This window comes from Haloarcula montana, from assembly GCF_035666295.1.
GTDB classification, from domain to species: domain Archaea; phylum Halobacteriota; class Halobacteria; order Halobacteriales; family Haloarculaceae; genus Haloarcula; species Haloarcula montana.
Window position 1 is genome coordinate 1415961 of record NZ_CP142027.1, and the last position, 19877, is coordinate 1435837.

Annotated in this window: 22 protein-coding genes; 11 read left to right on the plus strand and 11 right to left on the minus strand. The window is 66.4% G+C overall.

Translation table 11 applies throughout. The features are described from left to right. Window position 1: 1 nt before the first annotated feature. Both VJ109_RS07330 and VJ109_RS07335 read right to left on the minus strand, forming a co-directional pair. Window positions 2-1996: a MutS-related protein gene (locus tag VJ109_RS07330; protein WP_324760178.1), complete on the minus strand. Its 1995-nt coding sequence runs from the start codon at window positions 1994-1996 to the stop codon at window positions 2-4. A gap of 43 nt (window positions 1997-2039) precedes the next feature. Beyond that, the gene (locus tag VJ109_RS07335; protein WP_324760180.1) at window positions 2040-2786 is read right to left on the minus strand and encodes a P-loop NTPase; all 747 of its coding nucleotides are present in this window, start codon (window positions 2784-2786) and stop codon (window positions 2040-2042) included. A 127-nt stretch (window positions 2787-2913) separates the two neighbouring features. On the opposite strand from VJ109_RS07335, the gene larE reads away from it, so the two are divergent. Further along, on the plus strand, window positions 2914-3783 hold the full coding sequence (gene larE / locus VJ109_RS07340) for an ATP-dependent sacrificial sulfur transferase LarE (protein WP_324760182.1): 870 nt from the start codon (window positions 2914-2916) through the stop codon (window positions 3781-3783). On the opposite strand, the gene VJ109_RS07345 is transcribed toward larE, so the two are convergent. Genes VJ109_RS07345 through tatC form a run of 3 tightly spaced genes read right to left on the minus strand, consistent with a single transcriptional unit; the run spans window position 3784 to window position 6233 of the window. Continuing rightward, window positions 3784-3960, minus strand: coding sequence for an FmdB family zinc ribbon protein (locus VJ109_RS07345; protein WP_324760184.1), 177 nt, complete (start codon window positions 3958-3960; stop codon window positions 3784-3786). A gap of 37 nt (window positions 3961-3997) precedes the next feature. After that, window positions 3998-4624 carry a histidine phosphatase family protein gene (locus tag VJ109_RS07350; RefSeq protein ID WP_324760186.1) on the minus strand — a complete coding sequence of 209 codons (627 nt, stop codon included), beginning with the start codon at window positions 4622-4624 and terminating at the stop codon, window positions 3998-4000. Then, window positions 4617-6233: a twin-arginine translocase subunit TatC gene (gene tatC, locus VJ109_RS07355; protein ID WP_324760188.1), complete on the minus strand. Its 1617-nt coding sequence runs from the start codon at window positions 6231-6233 to the stop codon at window positions 4617-4619. The genes VJ109_RS07350 and tatC overlap by 8 nt, the downstream gene beginning before the upstream one ends. 135 nt (window positions 6234-6368) lie before the next feature. Here tatC and VJ109_RS07360 point away from each other — a divergent pair, with 135 nt between their 5' ends. The 3 genes from VJ109_RS07360 (at window position 6369) to VJ109_RS07370 (ending at window position 9551) form a co-directional block, all read left to right on the plus strand. Continuing rightward, on the plus strand, window positions 6369-8555 hold the full coding sequence (locus VJ109_RS07360; RefSeq protein WP_324760190.1) for a twin-arginine translocase subunit TatC: 2187 nt from the start codon (window positions 6369-6371) through the stop codon (window positions 8553-8555). A gap of 134 nt (window positions 8556-8689) precedes the next feature. Next, window positions 8690-8866, plus strand: a complete 177-nt coding sequence (locus VJ109_RS07365) for a ribbon-helix-helix domain-containing protein (protein WP_276178901.1) — start codon at window positions 8690-8692, stop codon at window positions 8864-8866. After that, window positions 8856-9551: a queuosine precursor transporter gene (locus VJ109_RS07370; RefSeq protein WP_324760194.1), complete on the plus strand. Its 696-nt coding sequence runs from the start codon at window positions 8856-8858 to the stop codon at window positions 9549-9551. Before VJ109_RS07365 ends, VJ109_RS07370 begins: the two co-directional genes overlap by 11 nt. Here VJ109_RS07370 and VJ109_RS07375 read toward each other — a convergent pair whose 3' ends face one another. From VJ109_RS07375 to VJ109_RS07390, 4 genes are all read right to left on the minus strand, one after another. Further along, window positions 9552-10343 (minus strand): 23S rRNA (uridine(2552)-2'-O)-methyltransferase, encoded by a 792-nt coding sequence (locus tag VJ109_RS07375; RefSeq protein WP_324760196.1) that lies wholly within the window; start codon window positions 10341-10343, stop codon window positions 9552-9554. Window positions 10344-10451: 108 nt separating this feature from the next. Further along, window positions 10452-10736 carry a DUF7967 family protein gene (locus tag VJ109_RS07380; protein WP_324760198.1) on the minus strand — a complete coding sequence of 95 codons (285 nt, stop codon included), beginning with the start codon at window positions 10734-10736 and terminating at the stop codon, window positions 10452-10454. Window positions 10737-10901: 165 nt separating this feature from the next. Continuing rightward, entirely contained in the window at window positions 10902-11606 is a 705-nt protein-coding gene (locus tag VJ109_RS07385) for a hypothetical protein (protein ID WP_324760200.1), read from the minus strand. A 3-nt stretch (window positions 11607-11609) separates the two neighbouring features. After that, the gene (locus tag VJ109_RS07390; RefSeq protein ID WP_324760203.1) at window positions 11610-12197 is read right to left on the minus strand and encodes a winged helix-turn-helix domain-containing protein; all 588 of its coding nucleotides are present in this window, start codon (window positions 12195-12197) and stop codon (window positions 11610-11612) included. 316 nt (window positions 12198-12513) lie between these two features. Between VJ109_RS07390 and VJ109_RS07395 the strand changes: the two genes are divergently transcribed. From VJ109_RS07395 to hjc, 6 genes are all read left to right on the plus strand, one after another. Continuing rightward, window positions 12514-13296 carry a hypothetical protein gene (locus VJ109_RS07395; RefSeq protein ID WP_324760205.1) on the plus strand — a complete coding sequence of 261 codons (783 nt, stop codon included), beginning with the start codon at window positions 12514-12516 and terminating at the stop codon, window positions 13294-13296. Window positions 13297-13340: 44 nt separating this feature from the next. Beyond that, window positions 13341-14489 (plus strand): S26 family signal peptidase, encoded by a 1149-nt coding sequence (locus tag VJ109_RS07400; protein ID WP_324760207.1) that lies wholly within the window; start codon window positions 13341-13343, stop codon window positions 14487-14489. A 130-nt stretch (window positions 14490-14619) separates the two neighbouring features. Further along, window positions 14620-15705, plus strand: a complete 1086-nt coding sequence (gene nirK, locus VJ109_RS07405) for a copper-containing nitrite reductase (RefSeq protein WP_324760209.1) — start codon at window positions 14620-14622, stop codon at window positions 15703-15705. Between the two features lie 73 nt (window positions 15706-15778). After that, a complete protein-coding gene (locus VJ109_RS07410) occupies window positions 15779-16522 on the plus strand; it encodes a DNA polymerase sliding clamp (RefSeq protein WP_324760315.1) in 744 nt (247 codons plus the stop codon). Between the two features lie 57 nt (window positions 16523-16579). Next, a complete protein-coding gene (locus tag VJ109_RS07415; RefSeq protein WP_324760211.1) occupies window positions 16580-17200 on the plus strand; it encodes a cell division protein CdpA domain-containing protein in 621 nt (206 codons plus the stop codon). Window positions 17201-17245: 45 nt separating this feature from the next. Continuing rightward, on the plus strand, window positions 17246-17764 hold the full coding sequence (gene hjc, locus VJ109_RS07420; protein WP_324760212.1) for a Holliday junction resolvase Hjc: 519 nt from the start codon (window positions 17246-17248) through the stop codon (window positions 17762-17764). 11 nt (window positions 17765-17775) lie between these two features. Here the strand turns inward: hjc and VJ109_RS07425 are convergent, their stop codons facing one another. After that, window positions 17776-18411 (minus strand): SWIM zinc finger family protein, encoded by a 636-nt coding sequence (locus VJ109_RS07425; RefSeq protein WP_324760214.1) that lies wholly within the window; start codon window positions 18409-18411, stop codon window positions 17776-17778. A gap of 125 nt (window positions 18412-18536) precedes the next feature. Between VJ109_RS07425 and VJ109_RS07430 the strand changes: the two genes are divergently transcribed. Further along, window positions 18537-18746, plus strand: a complete 210-nt coding sequence (locus VJ109_RS07430; RefSeq protein WP_324760216.1) for a DUF7472 family protein — start codon at window positions 18537-18539, stop codon at window positions 18744-18746. Here VJ109_RS07430 and priL read toward each other — a convergent pair. After that, window positions 18743-19852 (minus strand): DNA primase regulatory subunit PriL, encoded by a 1110-nt coding sequence (gene priL, locus VJ109_RS07435; protein ID WP_324760218.1) that lies wholly within the window; start codon window positions 19850-19852, stop codon window positions 18743-18745. The genes VJ109_RS07430 and priL overlap by 4 nt on opposite strands. Window positions 19853-19877 lie beyond the last annotated feature (25 nt).

Below are 19877 nucleotides of genomic sequence, written 5' to 3' on the forward strand. Positions count from 1 at the left end.
CTCACTCCTCGAACTTCCGCAGTAGATCGCGGTAGAAGCTCCCGGAGTCGTCCGCGGCGAGTTTCTCGACGATGAGTTCCGGCGTCGACCGGGCGAGTTTCCCCTTGACCGGTGAGCGCTCGACGACGAGTTCGCCGTCCTCCAGGCCGACGGCCTCGATGCCGTCGATGCCGATGTCGATGGTGGCGGCCTCGCGGATGTCACGGGCCAGGTGGGAGACGAAGACGGCCGTCGCCCGGCGTTCACTGAGCGCTTCGAGGATGCCCGCCATGATCTTCGCGCTCGCGCCGGGTTCGGTGATCGATTCGAGTTCGTCCACGAGCACGAGCACACGCCGTTCGTCGCTCCCCTCGCCGACGCTCCCGACCAGGTCGCCGAACTCCCGGATCGTGGCCTCGAACGCGCCGGCATCGAGCGTTCCCTGTGTCTTGGCGTGGTAGTGGAGTTCGGTCACGCGGCCGATCCGGGCCGACTCGGCGGGCACCGGCAGCCCCATGTGGGCCAGCGTCGTCACGAGCGCGACCAGATCCAGCGTCGAGGTCTTCCCGCCGCTGTTGACGCCCGACAGCACCGTCACACCTTCGACGGCGTAGTCGACCGGCTCGACCTCGGCGAAGGGGACATCGAGCAACGGCGAGCGCCCGCCCTCGATGGCGAAACCGCTCTCCTCGGTGAGCTCCGGGAGCGTACAGTCGAAGTCGGCGGTGAAGCGGGCAATAGCCAGTTCCACGTCGACTTCCAGGGCCGCCGAGACGAGGGCGGCGGCGTCGTCCCGCAGTCCCGCGAGGTCGTCGGCCAACTCCCGTTTGCGCCGTGTCGCCCGCCGGTCCCGTGCGGCGGTCAGTTCCTCGCGGAGTCGGCTGACGACGTCCTCCTGGCGCTCGACGGGGTAGGTCGGCTCGTCGGCGAAGGCCCGGCGGGCCATCGCCTCCGTCTCCCGCAGCGAGAGCGTCTCGACGAGGTGGTCCCGTGCCTTCGCGACGGCAGCGGCGTACTCGTCGGCCAGTTCCCGGGACAGCAGCGAGTCGACGCCCGCTCCCCGTTCGACCAGCGACAGCAGGTCGGTCCCCTCGATGGTGACGTCGCGTTCCTCGATGGCCTCCCGCAGGTGGTCGTTGGCGACGTTCTCGGCCATCCCGACCGCCGCGTCCAGGTCGTCGACGGCCGTCGCCAGCCGATCGAGTTCCTCGTCGCCACGGACGGTGCCGTCCTCGGCCAGTTGGTCCAGCGCCGACTCCAGCGTGTCCAGATCACAGGGCGGGTCCAGATCGGCGATCCGGTGGACCTCGGCGGCGGCCAGGACCCGATCGCGGTTCCGCGAGAAGAACGCGAGAACGCGCTCGGGGACGACAGCGGAGGGGTTCTCTAGCGCGTCGGGTTCGACCCGAACCTCGCCTTCCACGTCGACGCCGGCGAAGGCCTCGTCCAGCGCAACGACCGTCGAGTACGAGCGGGCGAGTTCGGCCAGTTGGCGGGCGTCGTCGACCACCTCGACGCTGACCTCGGGGATCGCCTCCTGGGCCTGGGCGTACCGCTCGGCGTCGCTCGTGGCCAAACAGCGGTCGCGGACCCGGACGCCGTCGGGTTCGGAGAGCGGTGCGACCGCCGAGAGTGGGTCCCGAACGTCCAGGTCGGGGTCCCGGGCCATCGCCGACTCGACGAACGCCCGGACCTCCTCGATCCGGCTCCGGGTCCCGCTGGGATACAGCGTCTCCAGGCGTTTCTCGGCGTAGTCGGTGACGGTCCGCTCCTGGACCAGGCCGAGCGCCTCCCGGAACAGTTCGCGAGCCCGCGCGGTCGCGGCGAACCCACCCGGGTCGTCGTGGTCGGCACGGATCGCTCCCCGGGCCACGCGGGCCGCTCGGCCCTCGCTGACGCCCGGGGCCTGTGACAGCGTGGCGACGTCTCCCTCCCGGAGCGCGCGCTCAGGGTCGTCGAGTTCCCGGAGCGCCGCGGCCGTCTTGGCCCCGACGCCCGGCACCGATTCCAGGTCCATCTATCGCTCCGTTCGGCGCCGGTCAGAAAAAACCCGTCGCCGGCTACTCCCCTGACTCGTCGGTGGGAGCGTCGTCGGGCGCCTCGACCGCCGCCGGGTCGCTCGCGGCCGCCGCGACCGACACCACCCCGGCCAACCCGCTGTAGGCGGCCGCGACCGCCGACGAGGGTGCGGTTCTGACGACCGGTTCGTCCCCGACCACGTCGGGGCGGTCGGGAATCCACGCCAGCAGGTCCGTCCCGAGTTCGTCCGCGACCGCCTCGGCCGCACGCTCGTCGGTCCGCGTGACGGCGACACCCAATACCGTCCCGTCGGCCCTGTCCACGAGCGACGCCGTCCGGGACGTGTCCGAGACGGCGGTGTCGTCCGGCGTCGTCACCAGAACGGTCCCGTCGGCGACCCCGCACGGGACGACGACCTCGTGGCTGACGCCAGCGCCCGTATCCGCGAGGACGATGTCGAACTCGGTTCGGAGCCGACGGAGGACCCGGCCCAGTCGGGATGGATCGGCCTCGCGATACGTCTCCACGGACGCGTCGCCGGGGACGAGTGCGACCTCGCCGCTGGTGTCGACAGCGTCGGCCAGGTCGGCCTCGCCGGCCAATACGTCGTGGAGTGTCGGTTCGTGGTCGACCCCGAGCAGTCGCCCGATATTCGTCATCGACAGGTCGGCGTCGACGACGGCCACCTTGTGACCAAGTGTGACCAGTTCGTACGCCGTATTGACGACCGTCGTCGTCTTTCCGACCCCTCCTTTCCCACTCGCAACCGCGTAACACTGACCCAACATCAGATATAATCTCCCTCGTTATTTGTGAAAATAATGTGAGTGTGTTAGATATCTATAACTATCGGGAGACACCGAATCATGTGCCGAACGCGACGCGCTTTTGAGCATCCAGACCAAACTGCTTACAATGTCCTCAGTCGCGACGAAGGCGTCTGCCGCACGGGACGACCTCGCCCAGCGCGACGGCGTGTTGATCGCGTTTTCCGGCGGCGTCGACTCCAGTGTCGTCGCCGCGCTGGCCCACGACGCCCTCGGTGACGACGCCGTCGCCTGTACGGCGAAATCGGAGACTCTGCCGGAAGCCGAACTCGGTGACGCGGTCCGGGTAGCCGAGGAGATCGGCATCCGTCACGAGATCGTCGAGTTCTCGGAACTCAGTAGTCAGGAGTTCCGAACCAACGACGAGATGCGCTGTTATCACTGCCGGTCGATGCGCCTGGGCGCGATGTACGACCGCGCCCGGGAGTTGGGGATCGGTATCGTCTGTGACGGGACCAACCTCTCGGACGTCGGCGAGGGGCACCGTCCTGGCCTGCGAGCCGTCGAGGAACTAGACGCCTACTCCCCGCTGCTCGAACACGACATCGATAAATCCGAGGTGCGGGAGATCGCCCGCGAGTACGACCTCTCGGTGGCGGATAAACCGTCGATGGCCTGTCTCTCCTCGCGTATCCCGACCGGGCTCGAAGTGACCGAAGACCGACTCTCCCGTGTCGAGAAGGCCGAACAGTTGCTCCGTACCTGGGGGTTCGAACAGTTTCGGGTCCGCGACCACGACGGCCTGGCCCGCATCGAGGTCGGCGAGGCCGAACTGGAGACCGCGCTCGATCCGGACTTCGTCCGGGCCGCCCGTGACCACATCGAGGACTGTGGATTCGATCACGTGACCCTGGACCTGCACGGCTACCAGACCGGCAGTGTCAGCCCCGAAGACGAGGAGAGCGAGGACGACGTCGTCGCCGACGTCTTCGACGCCGACTATCCGAGCGTCGAGTAACTACTCCCCGTCGATCGGTCGGATCTCTGTCGCGCCACACTCCGGACAGTCGTCGTGATCGGTGTGGAACCGCGACTCGCAGGCCGAACACTCGTACTCCGCCTGTTGGTCCGCGGCGTCGGTGGCCGTCTGTTTGAACCGTTCGACGTTCCGCCCGAGTTTGTTGAAAAGGCCCATTTGTTCGACAGAGACACGCCAGGCCGATAAACGTTCGTCAGCGCCAGTCGGTCAGTTCCTCGGCGAGTAGCCGTGCCCCGCCGTCGTCGATCCCGATCTCGTTGATCGCGCAGTTGTCCTGGGAGTGTGGCGCGAGTGTCGCCGAAATCGACCGGTCGTCGACTGTCGCCAGCAGGACCTTGATGACGCCGCCGTGGGTGACCAGCAGCGTCGTCTCGCCGGGCTCGACCGATCGAACCAGTCGCTCCCAGGCGTCCCGAACGCGGTCACAGAACGCCGCGACGGTCTCCCCGTTCTCCGGGGCGGCCGGCAGCGCCGAGACGCTGTCGCCGTCGTCGTGGGCGGGGTACCGTTCGAAGAGGTCCTCGGCGAGCAACCCCTGGAGGACGCCGAAGCCGCGTTCGCGCCAGTCGGCGTCGAAGGTCGGCTCCGGCAGTCCCTGTCCGGCGTCCCGGATACCGTCGGTCGTCTCACGAGTCCGCTGTAGATCCGAGGCGACCACGCGGTCGACGGCGTACCGCTCGGTGACCGCCTCGCCCAGCGCCGCGGCCTGGTCGTGACCGCGGTCGGTCAGTCCGGTCGGCGCCCATCCCTGGACCCGATTCGTACGGTTCCAGTGGGTCTCCCCGTGGCGCGCGACGAGGACGGTCGCGGCGTCAGCCATCGGTCGACGCCCTCCGGCGTTTCCCGACGAGGATCGCGGCCTCGAAGGCGACCACGAGCGTCCCGCTGACGGCGACGGCCGCCGCCGGCGTCAGGCTCACCTGGTCGACCAGGCGGAACAGCGTCGGGTCGGCACTGGAGAGGTAGCCGACGACGATCGCCGCCCCCCAGACCGGGAGTCGGATGCGGCGCAGTGCCCGCCAGAGCCGGATGTTGACGACGTAGTTCTTGTTGACGTAGGCCAGCGCCTCGAAGGCCACGATAGCGCTCCCGCCAACGAGCAGCGGCGGCGCGAGCCCGACGCTGTTGAGCGCGTCGGTGATCGCCGTCGGCAGTTGCTGGTAGTAGCCCGTCGGCACCGGTGCCGGGCTGAGGACGTAGCCGACGAGGCCGGCCCCAAGCCAAGCGATCGGGCGCTGGGCCGCGGCCTCCTCGGCCGTCGGGATCGGCGAACTCTCCTGGGTCCAGCGCAACAACAGGAGCGTCCCCTCGAAGAGGCCGATCATCGTCACGGCGACCATCAACGGCGCCATCCCGGTCGGGTCCGGGCTGAAGACGAAGGCGATGGCCGCGAACCCGCCCCAGAAGTACAGCCGCCGGTCTTCGAGCCACTGGCGAGTCGTGACCCCCATCATGATCGCCAGCATCACGAACAGCGGGATCTGGAAGACGATCGCGAAGAAGCCAAGCATCAGGATGATGAGGTTGAACGTCTCCCCCAGGCCGAAAGCGAGGTCCGCGGCGCGGTCGGAGTAGGTGATGAAGTAGTCGAACATCGCCCGCAGGACGAGGAAGTACGCGAAGGCGACACCGACGGTCGCGAGCACGAGGCTGGTCGGGACCGCGGCGAGGTAGTACCGGCGTTCCTTGGGGTACAGCCCCGGCCGCATGAACAGGTACGTCTCGTAGACGAACACCGGGAGCGCGACGATCAGGCCGACGAGCGAGGAGACCTTCAGTCGGGCGAGGATCAGCGCGAGCGGGCTGTAGACGTGTGGACAGTCCGCCCCGGAGACAGTGCTCTCGCCACCGGGCTGGGCGTCAGCCGCGAACTGGCCACAGGCCTGGGCGGGGCCGTCGAGGAACGAGTACCACAGGAAGTTGATCAGTTGATCGGAGGAGGGCAACGCGAGGACGGTGACGACCGCCATCACGCCGACGACGACGAACAGCCGCATCGCCATCTCCTCGACGTGGTCGGCCAGGGGCATCTCCTGATCGTCCGGAGCGCCCTCGTCGTAGTCGAACTCGGCGTCGGGGTCGGGCACCGACGTGCTATCGCCCGGCGTCGAGACGGTCTCCCCGCCGTAGGACGTGTGTGCGGTCGGCGATCCCGGCATCCCCCAGTCGGAGGGAACGTCGGCCGGTGTCGCGGCGACCACGTCGTCGGGGTCCCGGTCGAACAGCGGCGTCGCCGGCTCGACGGGCGCTGCGTGTGCGCCCGCTGTCGATTCGTCCCCACCGGCGGGCGCGTCGGCCGGCGCGTCGATGTCATCGTCGGACGGCGGTGTCCCCTCGCCCTCGCTCTCGGCGGAGGTCCCGTCATCGTCGTCGGGCAGCAGTGGCTCTGTCGGGCCATGCTGTTCGTCGCTGTCGTCGCCGTCCGGCATCTGGATGGGCTTAGCGGGAGGTGATTGTAAACTTTCTTTTCGAGATGCCTCGCATGGCCGTCTCCCGAGAGCTGGTTCCCGCCCGCCAGTGGGATGAATAAATTGATAACGCACAATAGGCTACACCCAGGAGAGATGGCGAGCGCGATCGACGAGGACACCGTCAAGACGGTCCAGAGTGGCCGTGCGACACTGGGTGCGATGCTCAGCAGCGCCCAGACACACCTCCAGAAGGTGTTTATCGTCTTCGTCGTCGGGATGATCGGGACGATCATGGGGCTCCAGTACGGCGTCTGGGACCGGCTGCGCCAGGACCTCCTGTACTCCCAGATGGACCTGACCACCCAGGAGGCGACCAGTATCGTCGCTGTCACCCCGTTCGACGTGATCCTCCTGCAGGTCAAGATCGGTGCCGTCGTCGGCATCCTCATGTCGGTCCCGCTGCTCATTTATTTCGGCCGTGACGGACTTCGCCGCCGTGGCTGGTGGCCGGCCGAACACATCCCCGCCTGGAAGCTCCTGACGTTCGCGACGGTCAGCCTGGCGTTGTTCGCCGGCGGCGTCGCCTACGCCTACGAGCTGTTCTTCCCGATCATGTTCAACTTCCTGGCGGGTGACGCCTTCGACGCCGGGTTCACGCCACAGTACTCTATCGTCAAGTGGTTCCAGTTCGTCTTCATGCTGGCCGTCTCGTTCGGCCTGGCCGCACAACTGCCGCTGCTGATGACGATCCTCTCGTATACGGAGATCGTCCCCTACGAGACGTTCCGGGACAAGTGGCGCTACGCGGTGATGGGGATCTTCGCCTTCGGCGCGCTGTTCTCGCCGCCGGACCCGTTCACGCAGATCATGTGGGCCGCGCCGCTGTGTGGCCTCTACGGCGTCAGTCTCGCGCTGGCGAAGGTCGCGGTGCTGTTCAAACGCTCCAGCGAACTGGTCAGCACCCGGGAGGTCGCACTCTCGAACTGGAACACGATCCTGGGCGGGAGCCTCCTGTCGGGGGCAGCCGCCTACTACCTGCTGTCCTCGCCGGCCTTCCAGTACGTGCAAGCGGCCGAGGCATTTGCCGCACAGTACTCCAGCCGGTTGGCCGGAAACGTCCAGCCGCCGGCGCTGTTTGGCCTGTCCGTCGAGGGGACGGCAGTACTGTTCGGCGCACTGTTCGGGCTCGTCGGCGGCGTCGTCGCCCTCTACGTCCACGTCCTGCGGGAGCTATCGGCCCACACGGCGCCGGCCCAACACGGCGACCCGGCGGCTATCGACATCGACGAACTCAACGCGGAGGCCGTCAAGGTCGCACCGCCGGAGGTCTTCGAGGAGATGACCGAACAGGAGGCCCTGGCCCACGCAGATACGGCGCTGACGGTCGGCGACGAGGAGAAGGCCGGGCTCGTCCTCGACCGGTGGGACATGGCAAACGAGGACGACGAGAACGACGAGGAAGCAACCGACACCGACGGCGAACCCGAGGAAGACGACGTCGTCACCTCGACGACGGCAGGGGTACTCAACGCCTTCACCGAGGACGAGACCACCGAGGACGACGTGGGCGGCTACTACTACGACCTCCGTTTCATCTTCGATTCGATCGCCTCCAAGGCGTTCTGGATCCTGGGCATCTTCGGGGTCGTGATGGGCGCCGCCTTCCTGTTCCTCTATCAGGGCGGCATCGGCCGCATCCAGCGGACCTTCGTCAGCCGGCTCCCGCCGGAGATGGCAAACGACGTGGGGATCGTCACGTTACACCCGGTCGAGCACCTGGTGTTCATCGTGAAGTTCTCGACGGTCGTCGGGGCCGTCGCGGTGATCCCCGTGCTCATGTACTTCGCGTGGCCGGCGCTGCGCGAACGGGGCTTCGTCGTCGGGAACCGCAATATCCTGGCTGTCTGGGGTGGGACGATGTTCGCCGCGCTCATCGGCGGGAGCGTGCTCGGGTTCCTCTATTTCGCGCCACTGACGATCTCGGCGATCGCCTACGACCAGCTCCAGGCCAACATGGTCATCGCCTACCGGGTCAGCAAGTTCGGCTGGCTCGTGTTCTTCCTCACCGTCGGGATCGGCCTGCTGGCGGAGATCCCGGTGACGATGTTCCTGTTCCACAAGGGCGGGATCGTCCCCTTCGAGACGATGTACACCCGCTGGCGGGAGGTCGTCATCGCCATCGTGGCCATCTCGGCGATCTTCTCGCCCAACGGCATCTTCACGATGTTCATCGTCGGGATCCCGACGGCGCTGGCGTACCTCTTCGGCCTGGGTGTCCTCTGGGTGTACACGCTGGGCGGTCGGCGGACCTCCGAGCGCCGGAGCGAACCGGCCGACTGACCCACCGGTCCCCGAACGCCGCTGTATCCGCTTGGTGTCTCCGAGAGAGCCTGATCGAGACACCACGTGGGAAGCGCCGAGGACCGGCCATCGAACCGCAGTGGCTATGAGTCCGCTTACAGTATTCTCCAGGTATGCCCAAGATAAGCGTCGAGATGCCCGCAGAGTTGTTGGAGGATCTAGACGAACACGTCGGCGACGACGGGAAGTTCGTCAACCGGAGCGACGCGATCCGCGCCTCGGTCCGGAAGACACTGGACGTACTGGACGACATCGACGCCCGCCACGGTCGCTTAGACGATGACGAGTGACGACGGCTCGCCACAGCGGGTCGCGCTGATCGGCCTGTTCGTGACGGCACTGGTCGTCGCGCAGGTCACCGCCTCGAAACTGCTCGCGTTCGGCCTGCCCTTCGGGGTACCCCTGACGGGCGACACGCTGGTGTTACCCGGTGCGGCGCTTGCGTACGCGCTGACGTTCTTCGCGTCGGACTGCTACGCCGAACTGTACGGCCGGCGGGCGGCGACCGTGTTGGTCAACGTCGGGTTCGTCATGAACTTCGTCCTGCTGGGACTGGTCTGGAGCACGATCTTCGCACCCGGGCTCCCGGCGGCCGCACAGCCGGTCGACCCGACCGCGTTCCGGTCGGTACTGGGTGCCAGTACGGGCATCGTCGTCGCGAGCCTATCGGCCTACGTCGTCAGTCAGAACTGGGATGTCTTCGTCTTCCACGCGATCCGTCGGCGCACCGGCCCGACGAAACTCTGGCTCCGGAACATCGGGTCGACGGCCACGAGCCAACTGCTCGACACTGTCATCTTCATCACGATCGGGTTCGTCGTCTTCCAGGGCGTCCCGCCCAACGAGGCGCTGGCGCTGATCGTCGGTCAGTACCTGCTGAAACTCACCATCGCGGTGGTCGACACCCCGTTCGTCTACGCCGTCGTCGGACTCGTCCGCCGTCGTGAGGCCGGCTCGTCGTCGGTCGTCCGGTAGCTACTCCGCTGGCTGGGCGAACGCGTAGCGCGGTTTCACGTCGTCGATCCGGACGTCCAGGGTCTCCCCCTTCTCGACGCCGCCGACGAAGACTGTGAAGTTCTCGACTTTCGCGATTCCGTCCCCTTCCTCGCCGATGTCCTCGATGGTCACCTCGACGACATCGCCCTCGCGGACCGGCGCCGTCAGCCGGTGTTTGGCGACCAGATACAGCTCCGAGGACGAATCTCGGGAGGCGTCCGGGCGGACCTCACGGACGTACTCGAACTCCGGTTCGATGTCTGCCTTCAGGTCGTCCAGATCCTGGCCGTCGAACACCTTCGCGGCGAAGTCCCCGCCCGCGTCCAGGAGGTCGGTCGCGACCTCGAACGCCTGCCGGACGAGATGGACCGACCGGGCGTGGTCCAGGTCGTACTCGCCGGTCATGTTCGGCGCCATATCGGAGATGACCACGTCGACGGGACCGCCCTGGTCGCCGTCGCCGCCGACGATCTCGCGGATCTCGGCCTTCGTGCTGTCGTCGGTCATGTCCCCGCGGACGTACTCGACCGTCGGCTCCGGGTCCTCCAGTGGATCGATGCGCTGGCGGTCGACGCCGACGACGGTCCCGCGTTCGCCGACCCGTTCGGCCGCGACCTGGAGCCACCCGCCGGGAGCGGCGCCGAGGTCGACGACAGTCCGACCCTCGCCCAGCAGGCCGGCCGTCTCGTCGAGTTGCTGGAGTTTGTAGGCAGACCGGGCGCGGTACCCCTCCTGTTTGGCTCTGTTGTAGTAGTCGTCTTTACCCGACATAGTTGCCTCCCGACGCGTATCGACCGCGAGAGACGGGCGAGCTATCGATCATATCTGTACTGACGCCGTCGACGCTGAAAGGGGTGCCGGATCAGGTGGCGTGGCCCCTCAGATCACGTCCCCAGGCTCGTGAACGCGCTCCATCCGCTGTGCTTCGGCGGCGTACTGCTCGCGCAGGTCGGGGTCTTCGACCGCTCCGAGATTCCCCGGGTCGGTCTCGACGGCTGCCGTCGTGTCCCGAACGTCGGTGAAGGAGGTGAGCGCCCGCTCCTTGCGGAAGTACCGCTCGCCGTCCGGGGTCGCGTACGTGAGGATGATGAGGTTCTGCTCGTCGTCGGAGTAGGTGCGCTCGACGAGCCACACCTGGACACGGTCGTCCGTCTCGTCGTCCATACGTGGCTGTTCGGTGGCAAGTGACAAATCGGTGACGACCCGTCCCTCGCCGCTTGCACGAACAGGCGGCCACACGACAGCAGAAGCCGTCAGCACTGAGATGGGAGCCGAGGGGCCATGAAACGAGCAAAGCGGTGTGGAGACGTGCTGTACTCCACGTGCGTCTCAGCCTCCGGACTCGAACGCCCCGGTCGAACTGTTGTACTCGAACTTCGTGCCCGAGGAGCCGGTCGTGACGGTACAGGGCCTGGAGATCAGCGTACCGGTGTCGCCGCGTGCGCTGCCGATGGAGGTCCCCTGCCCGCTACGGACGGCGCCGTCGTCGGTCGTATTGTACACCGTCGGCCCGGCTTTGTACACGACGGGACCGTCGCCGGTGTCGGTCCAGTGGACCGCGGTCGGGCCGTCGCCATCCGTCGCCGCGACCGCTGGTGGGGCAGCGGGCGGGGTTCCACAGAAGGCGATCCAGCTGATCGCGCGCCGGTCCCGGCAGTCCTCGGGGACGGACCGTTCCAGTTCGATCGCCAGCCCTCCGTCCTCGGTGTGTGCCCGGACGGTGACCGGGGTCCCCGGTTCGACATCCCCGAACCGGAGCGTCGTCGACTCCGCGGGACCGACCGTCACCTGTCGGTCGGTCCCGGAAACGGACACGGACAGCACCAGCTCCGCCCCGACAGCCCGGTTCGTGACCGTAGCGTGCAGGTCGTCGCCCCGACAGCGGGCGTCGTAGCCGAGCGCAGCGCGGTCGTCGGGGACGATGCCGACGGTGGCCGTCCGTTCGACTTGGCCGGCGGTGAAGCCGCCGGTTCCGACCGAGAAGACCCCGACTACCAACGCGCTTCCCACCAGCAAGACGAGGAATCTACGCATGGCTCACTCCTCCGAGAACAGCGGGGGCACTCCCTCCGAGCCCAGGAGGTCGTCTTGCTGGCTGGACCAGAATACGAGCGAGGAGACGGCGAAGGCGATCGATTCGAGGATGACCCACCCCTGCACCGATAGCGCGGTCGGCGGCTGGATGCCGAGTATCGCCGCCCCCGTCGTGAGCGCCAGGACGGCCGAGAGCGAGACGAAGTACGTCGACCACCTGACCTCGTCTTCCGACACCGCCTCGACGTAGATGTCCGTCCGGTCGGCCTCGTCGGTGAGCGTGACACGCGTTCCCTGGTCGTTGAACTCGACGATCCCACCGTCCTCCATCTTCGGGAGGTGGAACTGCCGGAGCGACGTGTGGATCGAGTGGCGGTCGTCGTAGGAGACCTGTTCGGGCTCGACACCACACTCCCAGGCGGCCAGTTCCCTGGAGAGTCTGCTGACCTCGACGGCGGTCCCGTCGCCCTGCTTGAGATAGTGAAAGACCGCACGCCGGCGACTGTTGCTCATGATATCGAACAGTTCGTCGATCTCCTCTGTCCCTCTGTTCGACTCCGTCGCACCGATTGGCTGAATGACTTCTTGCATTGACCCCCACCCCGCTGTCCGACCAGTCTCCTCAGTGTACATTAATACCCAGTGAAACTTTACCCCCGAGCGGGAACTCAATGGGTCGTTGAGGTGGCTGAGTCCGATCAACCGGATGGTTCGTCGTCCGGTGTGCCAAGCCGGCCAGTCACTAACTATCTAGCGGCCGTGGAAAGAACGGGGAGAAGTGCGACGTGTCTCGCCACCAGAGTGACGAAATCCCCCGTTTGAGCGGCCTAATATGCCTGTATAACGATACCCCTCGGGAATACAGGGAAAGATACGCTCGCAGGGTGACTGCGGGCGGTGACAACAGATGGACCGACGAAAGTTCCTCATCGGACTCGGATCGCTCGCCGCCGGCGGGGCGGCCGCATCAGGCACAGGCGCGTTCACGGCTGCGACTGTCGGGAGAAACGGTGATATCGGTGTGGCAAACGACGATATGGCGTACATCAGCCTCGAACCCGGAGACGCTCCGGGTATCGGTGACAAGATCGGATACGAAAACGGTGACCTGTACATCGACTTCAGTGAAGACAGTAGTAGCGGGACTGGAGTCAACGACCAGGCTCGCTTCCAGTTGGGTGCGATGGACGACAATGCGAAGGGTGACCAGGTCGATTTCAGCAGCCTCTACGACGAAGACACGAATCCAGCGGCGGCCGGAGACGGATGGCCCTACGATGACGGGACCGATCAATCGGCGTTCGTCATCAAGAACCAGACAGACCAGGCCCTCGACATAGAGGTCGGCTTACAGGAAACGTCGGAAGCCGCGGGTGCAACGGTGTACCTGCAGGGCGTGGCGACGGAAATCGTGGGCGCGAGTTCCCCTGATCCGAGCCAGGTCGATTCGGCAACCTCGACCGAAACGCAGGCACTGGATCTGGACGACCCCACCGACGGCCAGTCAAAGCCGGAACAGGCCCTGAGTTTCAACAACGCGAACGATCCAAACGAAGCGGTGCCATCGGGAGCATCGGTGTACGTCTCGCTCCAGGTCGATACGACCGACAGCGACACGACCGGCGAACTCGATCTCACTAGTCAGTTCGTCGTCAACGCGAACAAAGCCGCCGATCCCGGAGTGGAGTAATCGGATCGGGCGGCCACGCTACAATCACTCCACGGAACGGTTAAATGTCGCTACGGGAGGGGATCACGAACGCGGTCGAGACGACACTCGTACTCGTCGTCTTAGCCTTGCTTGTCGGACAACTGCTCGGACAGCCCGTCCTGCTCGGGTTCGTTCGGACCGGGAGCATGGACCCGGCGCTCGAACCCGACGACGGGTTCGTCGCGGTCCCCAGCCCGCTTACCGGCCCGCCAGAGCCGGGCGACGTGATCGTCTTCGAGGCCAAAGCGATCCAGGGTGGAGGGTTGACGACACACCGGGTGGTCGGCACCACGGAGAAGGGGTATATCACCAAAGGAGACGCGAACGCGATCACCGATCAGACGGCCGGGGAGCCCCCGGTTCGCGACCACCAGATCGTCGCGGAGGTGCTCCAGATCAACGGCCGGATCGTCGCGATCCCCGCGCTGGGAAGTGGGATCAACGCTCTCAAGAACACAGTCCAAGGTGTCCAGTTGACACTCGCCCGCTGGTCCGGCACCGAACTGTTTCTGGGGACAGAAGGGGTGTTGACGGTACTCGCAGTGGCGGCGTTCGGGTACCTCGGGTTCGACAGCGTCTTCGGGACACGCGACGAGCGGGACCGTGACACCGATCGGAGCCGCTCGCAGGGACTCGATCCCCGGCTGCTCGTCGCCGCCTGTGCGCTCGTCTTAGCGGCCGGGTTGGTGGCCCCGACAGTCGTCCAGGACGGCACGACTGAAATGGAGATCGTCAGTTCGAGCTTCGACTCCGAACGGGCGGATGTCATCCCCGCCGGGGAGTCCAAGCCCCGGACACGGCAGCTCAGGAACCCGAGTTACCTCCCGAACGTCATCTATCTCGTCCCCGGGGACGGAGTCGACGTGTCGGATCGGGTCGTCCGGGTTCCGCCACAGAGCCAGCGTGAGGTCACTGTGACGCTGCATGCGCCCGCCGATACCGGCAGCTACCAGCGGTTGCTCACCACACACCGGTACGTCGCAGTCCTTCCAGCGTCGCTGCTGACAGAACTCCACGGCGAGCACCCGTGGCTTCCGACGATCGGTACGCTGGGCTCGATTGTCGTCCCGTTCTATCTCGTCGGGAGTGCGATAGTCGGCAGGAGTCGCCTCCGTCGCCGACGGCGGGACGGGTCGCGGCCGACGGGCGGGCTGGTGAGCCACCTCCGGTAGAACACATCCCAGAGCCGAACACGTTCGTTGCGGTTCTCGTCGCCTGAGAACCACTCTCACGCCCTGAGAGCAGGGTTCTCGGTATATGTGTCACGGCGACACATCCCTACGTGTACGGAGGTCCACACCGATGTCATCCATCCCGACGGCGACGCGACGCCGGGTGCTCCAGGCGCTCGGAGTCAGTACCGCAGCGGTCGCCGGCTGTGCACAGGCACCCGGCGCCGAGACCGAACAGACCGCCGAACGCACCACGCCCCAGGAACCAGCCATGACCCAAGCGAAATCGACCGACGTCGACCGTATCGCCGCCGACCCGACCGACATCCCCGATCCCATCGACCGGTCGGAGCCGACGACCCACTCGATCGAGATGACGACCAAAGAGCAGGTCGCCGAGGTCGAACCGGGGGTCACGTACACGTACATGACCTTCGACGGGCAGGTGCCGGGGCCGCTGATCCGGGTCCGCCGTGGCGACACCGTCGAGTTGACCGTCACCAACGAGGAGAGCAACTCGATGCCCCACAACATCGACCTCCACGCCGTTCGCGGGACCGGCGGCGGCGCGGAGGCGTCGATGGTCACGCCGGGCCAGACCAAGACCTTCCGGTTCAAGGCCACCTACCCCGGCGCGTTCATCTACCACTGTGCGGTCCCGAACATGGACATGCACATCTCCTCGGGGATGTTCGGCATGATCCTGGTCGAGCCAAAGGACGGACTGCCCGAGGTCGACCACGAGTTCTACTTCGGCCAGCACGAGCTGTACACCAAAGGCGAGGCCGGCGAGGAGGGCCACCACGACTTCGACATCGAGTCGATGAAAGCCGAGGACCCGACCTACGTCCTCATGAACGGTGAGAAGTACGCCATCACGCCCGACCGGTACGGCTCCCCGTCGATCAAGACTGGCGAGACCGCGCGGGTGTATTTCGTCACCGGCGGCCCGAACCTCGATTCGAGCTTCCACCCCATCGGCTCGGTGTGGGACGAAGTCTGGCAACAGGGGGCCATCGCCGGCCCGGCCAACAAGTTCGTCCAGACGACGCCAGTCAAGCCCGGCTCGTGTGCCATCGCGACGCTGCACGCGGAGGTCCCGGGACCGATCAAGCTGGTCGACCACGCGCTCTCGCGGGTCGCCCGCAAGGGGATGTTGGCAATCATCAACCGCGAAGGTCCCAAGAACCCAGAGGTGTTCGAACCGGAGGCCTGAGCGCTCGAACGCCTGCGCGCACGCGGGGACGATAGCCGGCTTTTTAATGGATGGGGGCGTAGCCCGCTCCAAGATGTTCAACGCCATCGTGAGCGCAGACACGCTCCAGGCGGCTCTCGATTCGGTGAGCGTGCTGGTGGACGAATGCAAGATCCACCTGGAAGACGACGGGTTGGAAATCCGGGCGGTCGACCCCGCGAACGTCGGGATGGTCGACCTCCGGCTGGACGCGGCGGCCTTCGAGTCCTACGAGGCGGACGGGGGTATCATCGGCGTGAACCTCTCGCGGCTCGAAGACATCGCGGGGATGGCTGACGCCGGCCAGCTCGTCCATCTGGAACTCGACGAGGAGACACGCAAACTCCACATCGCCATCGACGGGCTGGAGTACACCCTCGCGCTCATCGATCCCGACTCTATCCGCCAGGAGCCGGATCTGCCGGATCTGGACCTCTCGGCCCACATCGTCATCGAGGGCCGTGACATCGACCGCTCGGTGACGGCGGCGGACATGGTCAGCGACCACATCGCGCTGGGGGTCGACACGACCGAGGAACTGTTCTACGTCGACGCCGAGGGCGACACCGACGACGTCCATCTGGAACTCACACAGGACGATCTCATCGACCTGACCGTCGGAGACGCTCACTCGCTGTTCTCGCTTGATTATCTGAAGAACATGAACAAGGCCATCCCCAAGGACGCCGAGGTGGAGATGGAACTGGGCGAGGAGTTCCCCGTCAAGATGCACTTCAACTTCGCGGAGGGCAACGGCCGGGTCACCTACATGCTCGCCCCGCGCATCCAGAGCGAGTAGTCCCGTCTTGCGAGCGTCTGACGTACCGTTTTGTGGCGGGAGTGTCAAGGTGGCCCCATGGAGAATCTCGGGGATGCGTACGGAGGGCGCCGCTGGAACGGTCGGGACCCGCGGCGGATAGGCGCTGGCATCGTCCTCGGGGTCGCCGGCGTGTTGGCACTCGTGACTGCCATCCTCGTCGTAACGACATCACTGTCGGCGATGCTGGGGGTCGACGACCTCCGGGCCGCCGAGAAACTCGCCGGCGTGCTCGGGGGGCTAGCCATTCCGGCGCTGTTCCTCTCGGTCGTCGCCGTCCTTCCCTCGTCGCGCCGCCAGCAACTCGGGGTCGTCCTCGGGAACGCCGGCTGCCTGGTCGGCGTCGGGCTGTTCGTCCGGGCGTACCCGGCACGCTGGACCAACGGGGCCGAGACGCTGGCCTTCGAGACATCGATGGCGTACTTTTTGGGGAGCTGTATCGCGCTGTGGTTCGTCCTCACGGCGATGGCGAGCTTCCGGCTCCGTAACACGCCCGGCGGGACGGTCCGCCTGGAGCTGAAACACGAGGGCGGTACCGAGACGGTCCAAGTCTCCCCCGAGGAGTACAAGCGCTACGCCCGGGCCGTCCGGGGCGACGGCGGCGAGACGGAAGAAGTCATCCGGGAGCTACAGTCCCGGGCCGGCAACGACGAGCGCTGAGGCGAGCGCGAGCCCTTTTTATCGACGACGACCAAGAGTCGGACGATGGCAAACTCGAACGCGAAGGGCGACCGCCGCGAGCGGGAACTCGTCAACGAACTCGACGAGGCCGGCTTCGCGGTGATGCGGGCACCGGCGAGCGGTAGCGCCACCGAGCGGGAACTGCCCGACGTGTTGACCGGCGACGGCGAGACCTTCTACGCGATCGAGGCCAAATCCAGCGCCGGCGACCCGATCTACCTCACCGGCGAGGAGGTCGAGGCACTGCTCTTCTTCGCGCGGAACTTCGGCGCGAAACCCCGGATCGGCGTCCGCTTCGACCGCGAGGACTGGTACTTCTTCCACCCCGGCGACCTCCATACGACCGACGGCGGGAACTACCGCGTCAAGAAGGAGAAAGCGCTGTCCGAGGGCACCGACTTCGAGGAGTTCGTCGGCCACTCCGAGAAGGTGACGCTGGACGAGGTCGGCGAGGACGGGCCCGACCAGGCGACGCTGGACGTGCTCTCGGCGTTCGAACGGGGCGACCTCTCGAAGGAGGAGACCGCCGAGATGCTGGACTGATCCGGGAGGTGTCAGGCGACCAGTTCCACACCATCGACGCGCTCCAGCCGCGAGTGCGGGAAGGCGTACTCCCGCGGTGACTCGCTCCGGACGGCCGCCGGGAGGTAGACGGCGTCGACGACCAGATCCCCCGCCGGATAGCCGTCGTTGGTCCCGTGGGCAGCCACGGACCGGCCGGTCGCCTCGACGATCCGCTCGTCGGCGCGGTCGTCGGTGACGCGGACGACGACCAGGCGCTTGTCCGTCTCGCGGTCCCGGACCACGTCGCCCGGGTCGAGCCGGCAGGGTTCACAGAGGTGTGGAGTCGACGCGTCCTCGTTGACGAACGTCTCGGTGCCACAGGCGTCACAGCGGGCGCGTCGGGTACCGGGCGCCGGAACGCGGCGGGCAGTGATCTCGATGGCGACCCGCCGCAGGTGCTTGCAGCGTTCGCCGCGGATGCGGTGGTCGGGACAGGAACAGGACCGCTCGGGGACGTCGACGACGTAGGTGCGGCCGCTCTCGGCGGTGACGGCGTACTCGCCGTCGCCCAGTTCGCGGACCGCCATGCGCTCGGTCCAGGCGCGGGCCGCCCGGTCGGCGAGCGTCCGGAAGTCCGGTGCGAGTGCAGTCCGATCGGTGTCGTCGGGGGGTGTGAGTACCGTCATAGGAGCCGGACACGGCTGTGTGCTGGAGTGTATCCAGTCGAAACATAGGTGCTCCACGGGCCTAAGTCTCTCGGCGGTTCGGACGCTTCGACACCCTTTTGCCCGGGCCAGTAAAATCGCAGGACATGGATATCGAGCGGGAGACCGTCGTGCAGATCGTCATCTCGGTTATCGCCCTCGCGCTCTTCGTCGCCGCGACGGTCTACGTCTCCAGCACGTACGGAACCAACGGCGGCCTCGGCCCGCAGGGCGGGGTCGGTATCGTCGCCGCGATCGGACTGTTCGTCGTCTTCATGCTCAGTGCCGGCCTCTGGCTGGAACGGCAGAACTTCTAGGCGTTGGCTTCGTCGCCGGTATCGTCGGCCTCGTCCGTTTCGTCGGCGTCGCCGTCGGTCTCGCGCCAATCGGTCAACTCGTCTTCCTCGGAGTCGTCGATCTTCTTCTCGTAGTAGGCCATCGGATGGGCGATCGTCTCACAGAGGTCGTCTTTGTTCACACAGTCGCCGTAGGACTGCATCGTCGAACACGCCGGCGTCGAGTACTCCGTCGGACTGGTATCGCCGCGGATGTGGTTGACCTGGTAGCGGGTCGCCTCCTCGCCGAAACCGGGGTTGACCTGGAACAGTTCGACGATCTCGTCGGTCGTCATCCCGATCCCCACCAGGAACGTCGCGATCGCAAAGCGAGAGTGGTGTTCGAGGTGTTCCCCCTTCTGGACCTGATCGAGCAGCGCTTTCATGCAAGGCGGGAACAGCTCCGGGACGACGGTGTCGATCTCCCGGGTGAGATCGAGTTCCGAGAGCACCTCCCGGATTTGTTCGGCCTCCGCCTGGAGTTCCTGGCCGATGGCGTCGGGCACGTCGAAGGGCAACCCGTCCTCGATCCGGTGACGGATGGCCTGTTTGAGCAGGACGTGGAGTTCGGCCTGCGTGATCGCGACCCGCCCGTCCGCGAGCGTGCGGTTGACCAGGCGCCACTCGTCGCCCCGCTGGTCGGCCGCCATCTCCAGATACGCGCCGACTTCGATCCAGTAGCCGTCGCCGCGTTCGTCGACGACGCTGCCGAGGTCAAACTCCGCGAGCAGGTCACGCAGTTCGATCTGTGATCCCCGGGTGGATTTGAGCTCAGTCGTGCTTTCGAACTCCTCGACGAAGCGGTCGTAGGCCGTCTCGGCCTCGGCCGCGGCGTATTTCCGGGTACAGACGTGCTGATCGACGAGCGAGACGAGCACCCGCGCGACCGGGTACGAGAGGAGTTCGACCCGTGTCTGTCGGTGTGGCTCGCCGACAGTCCGGTTCGTGATCGCCGACTGGACCCGCTCCAGTGCGCGCTCGACGACCGCCTCGTCGGTCGCGACCACCTCGCCCAGGTCGACCGCCGCGGCTTCGACGGCCTCCCGAGCGGCGGTCGTAAACGGATACCGTGCGTGGAGCGGTTGCATCTGTGGCCTCTTGCGGACGTACCCG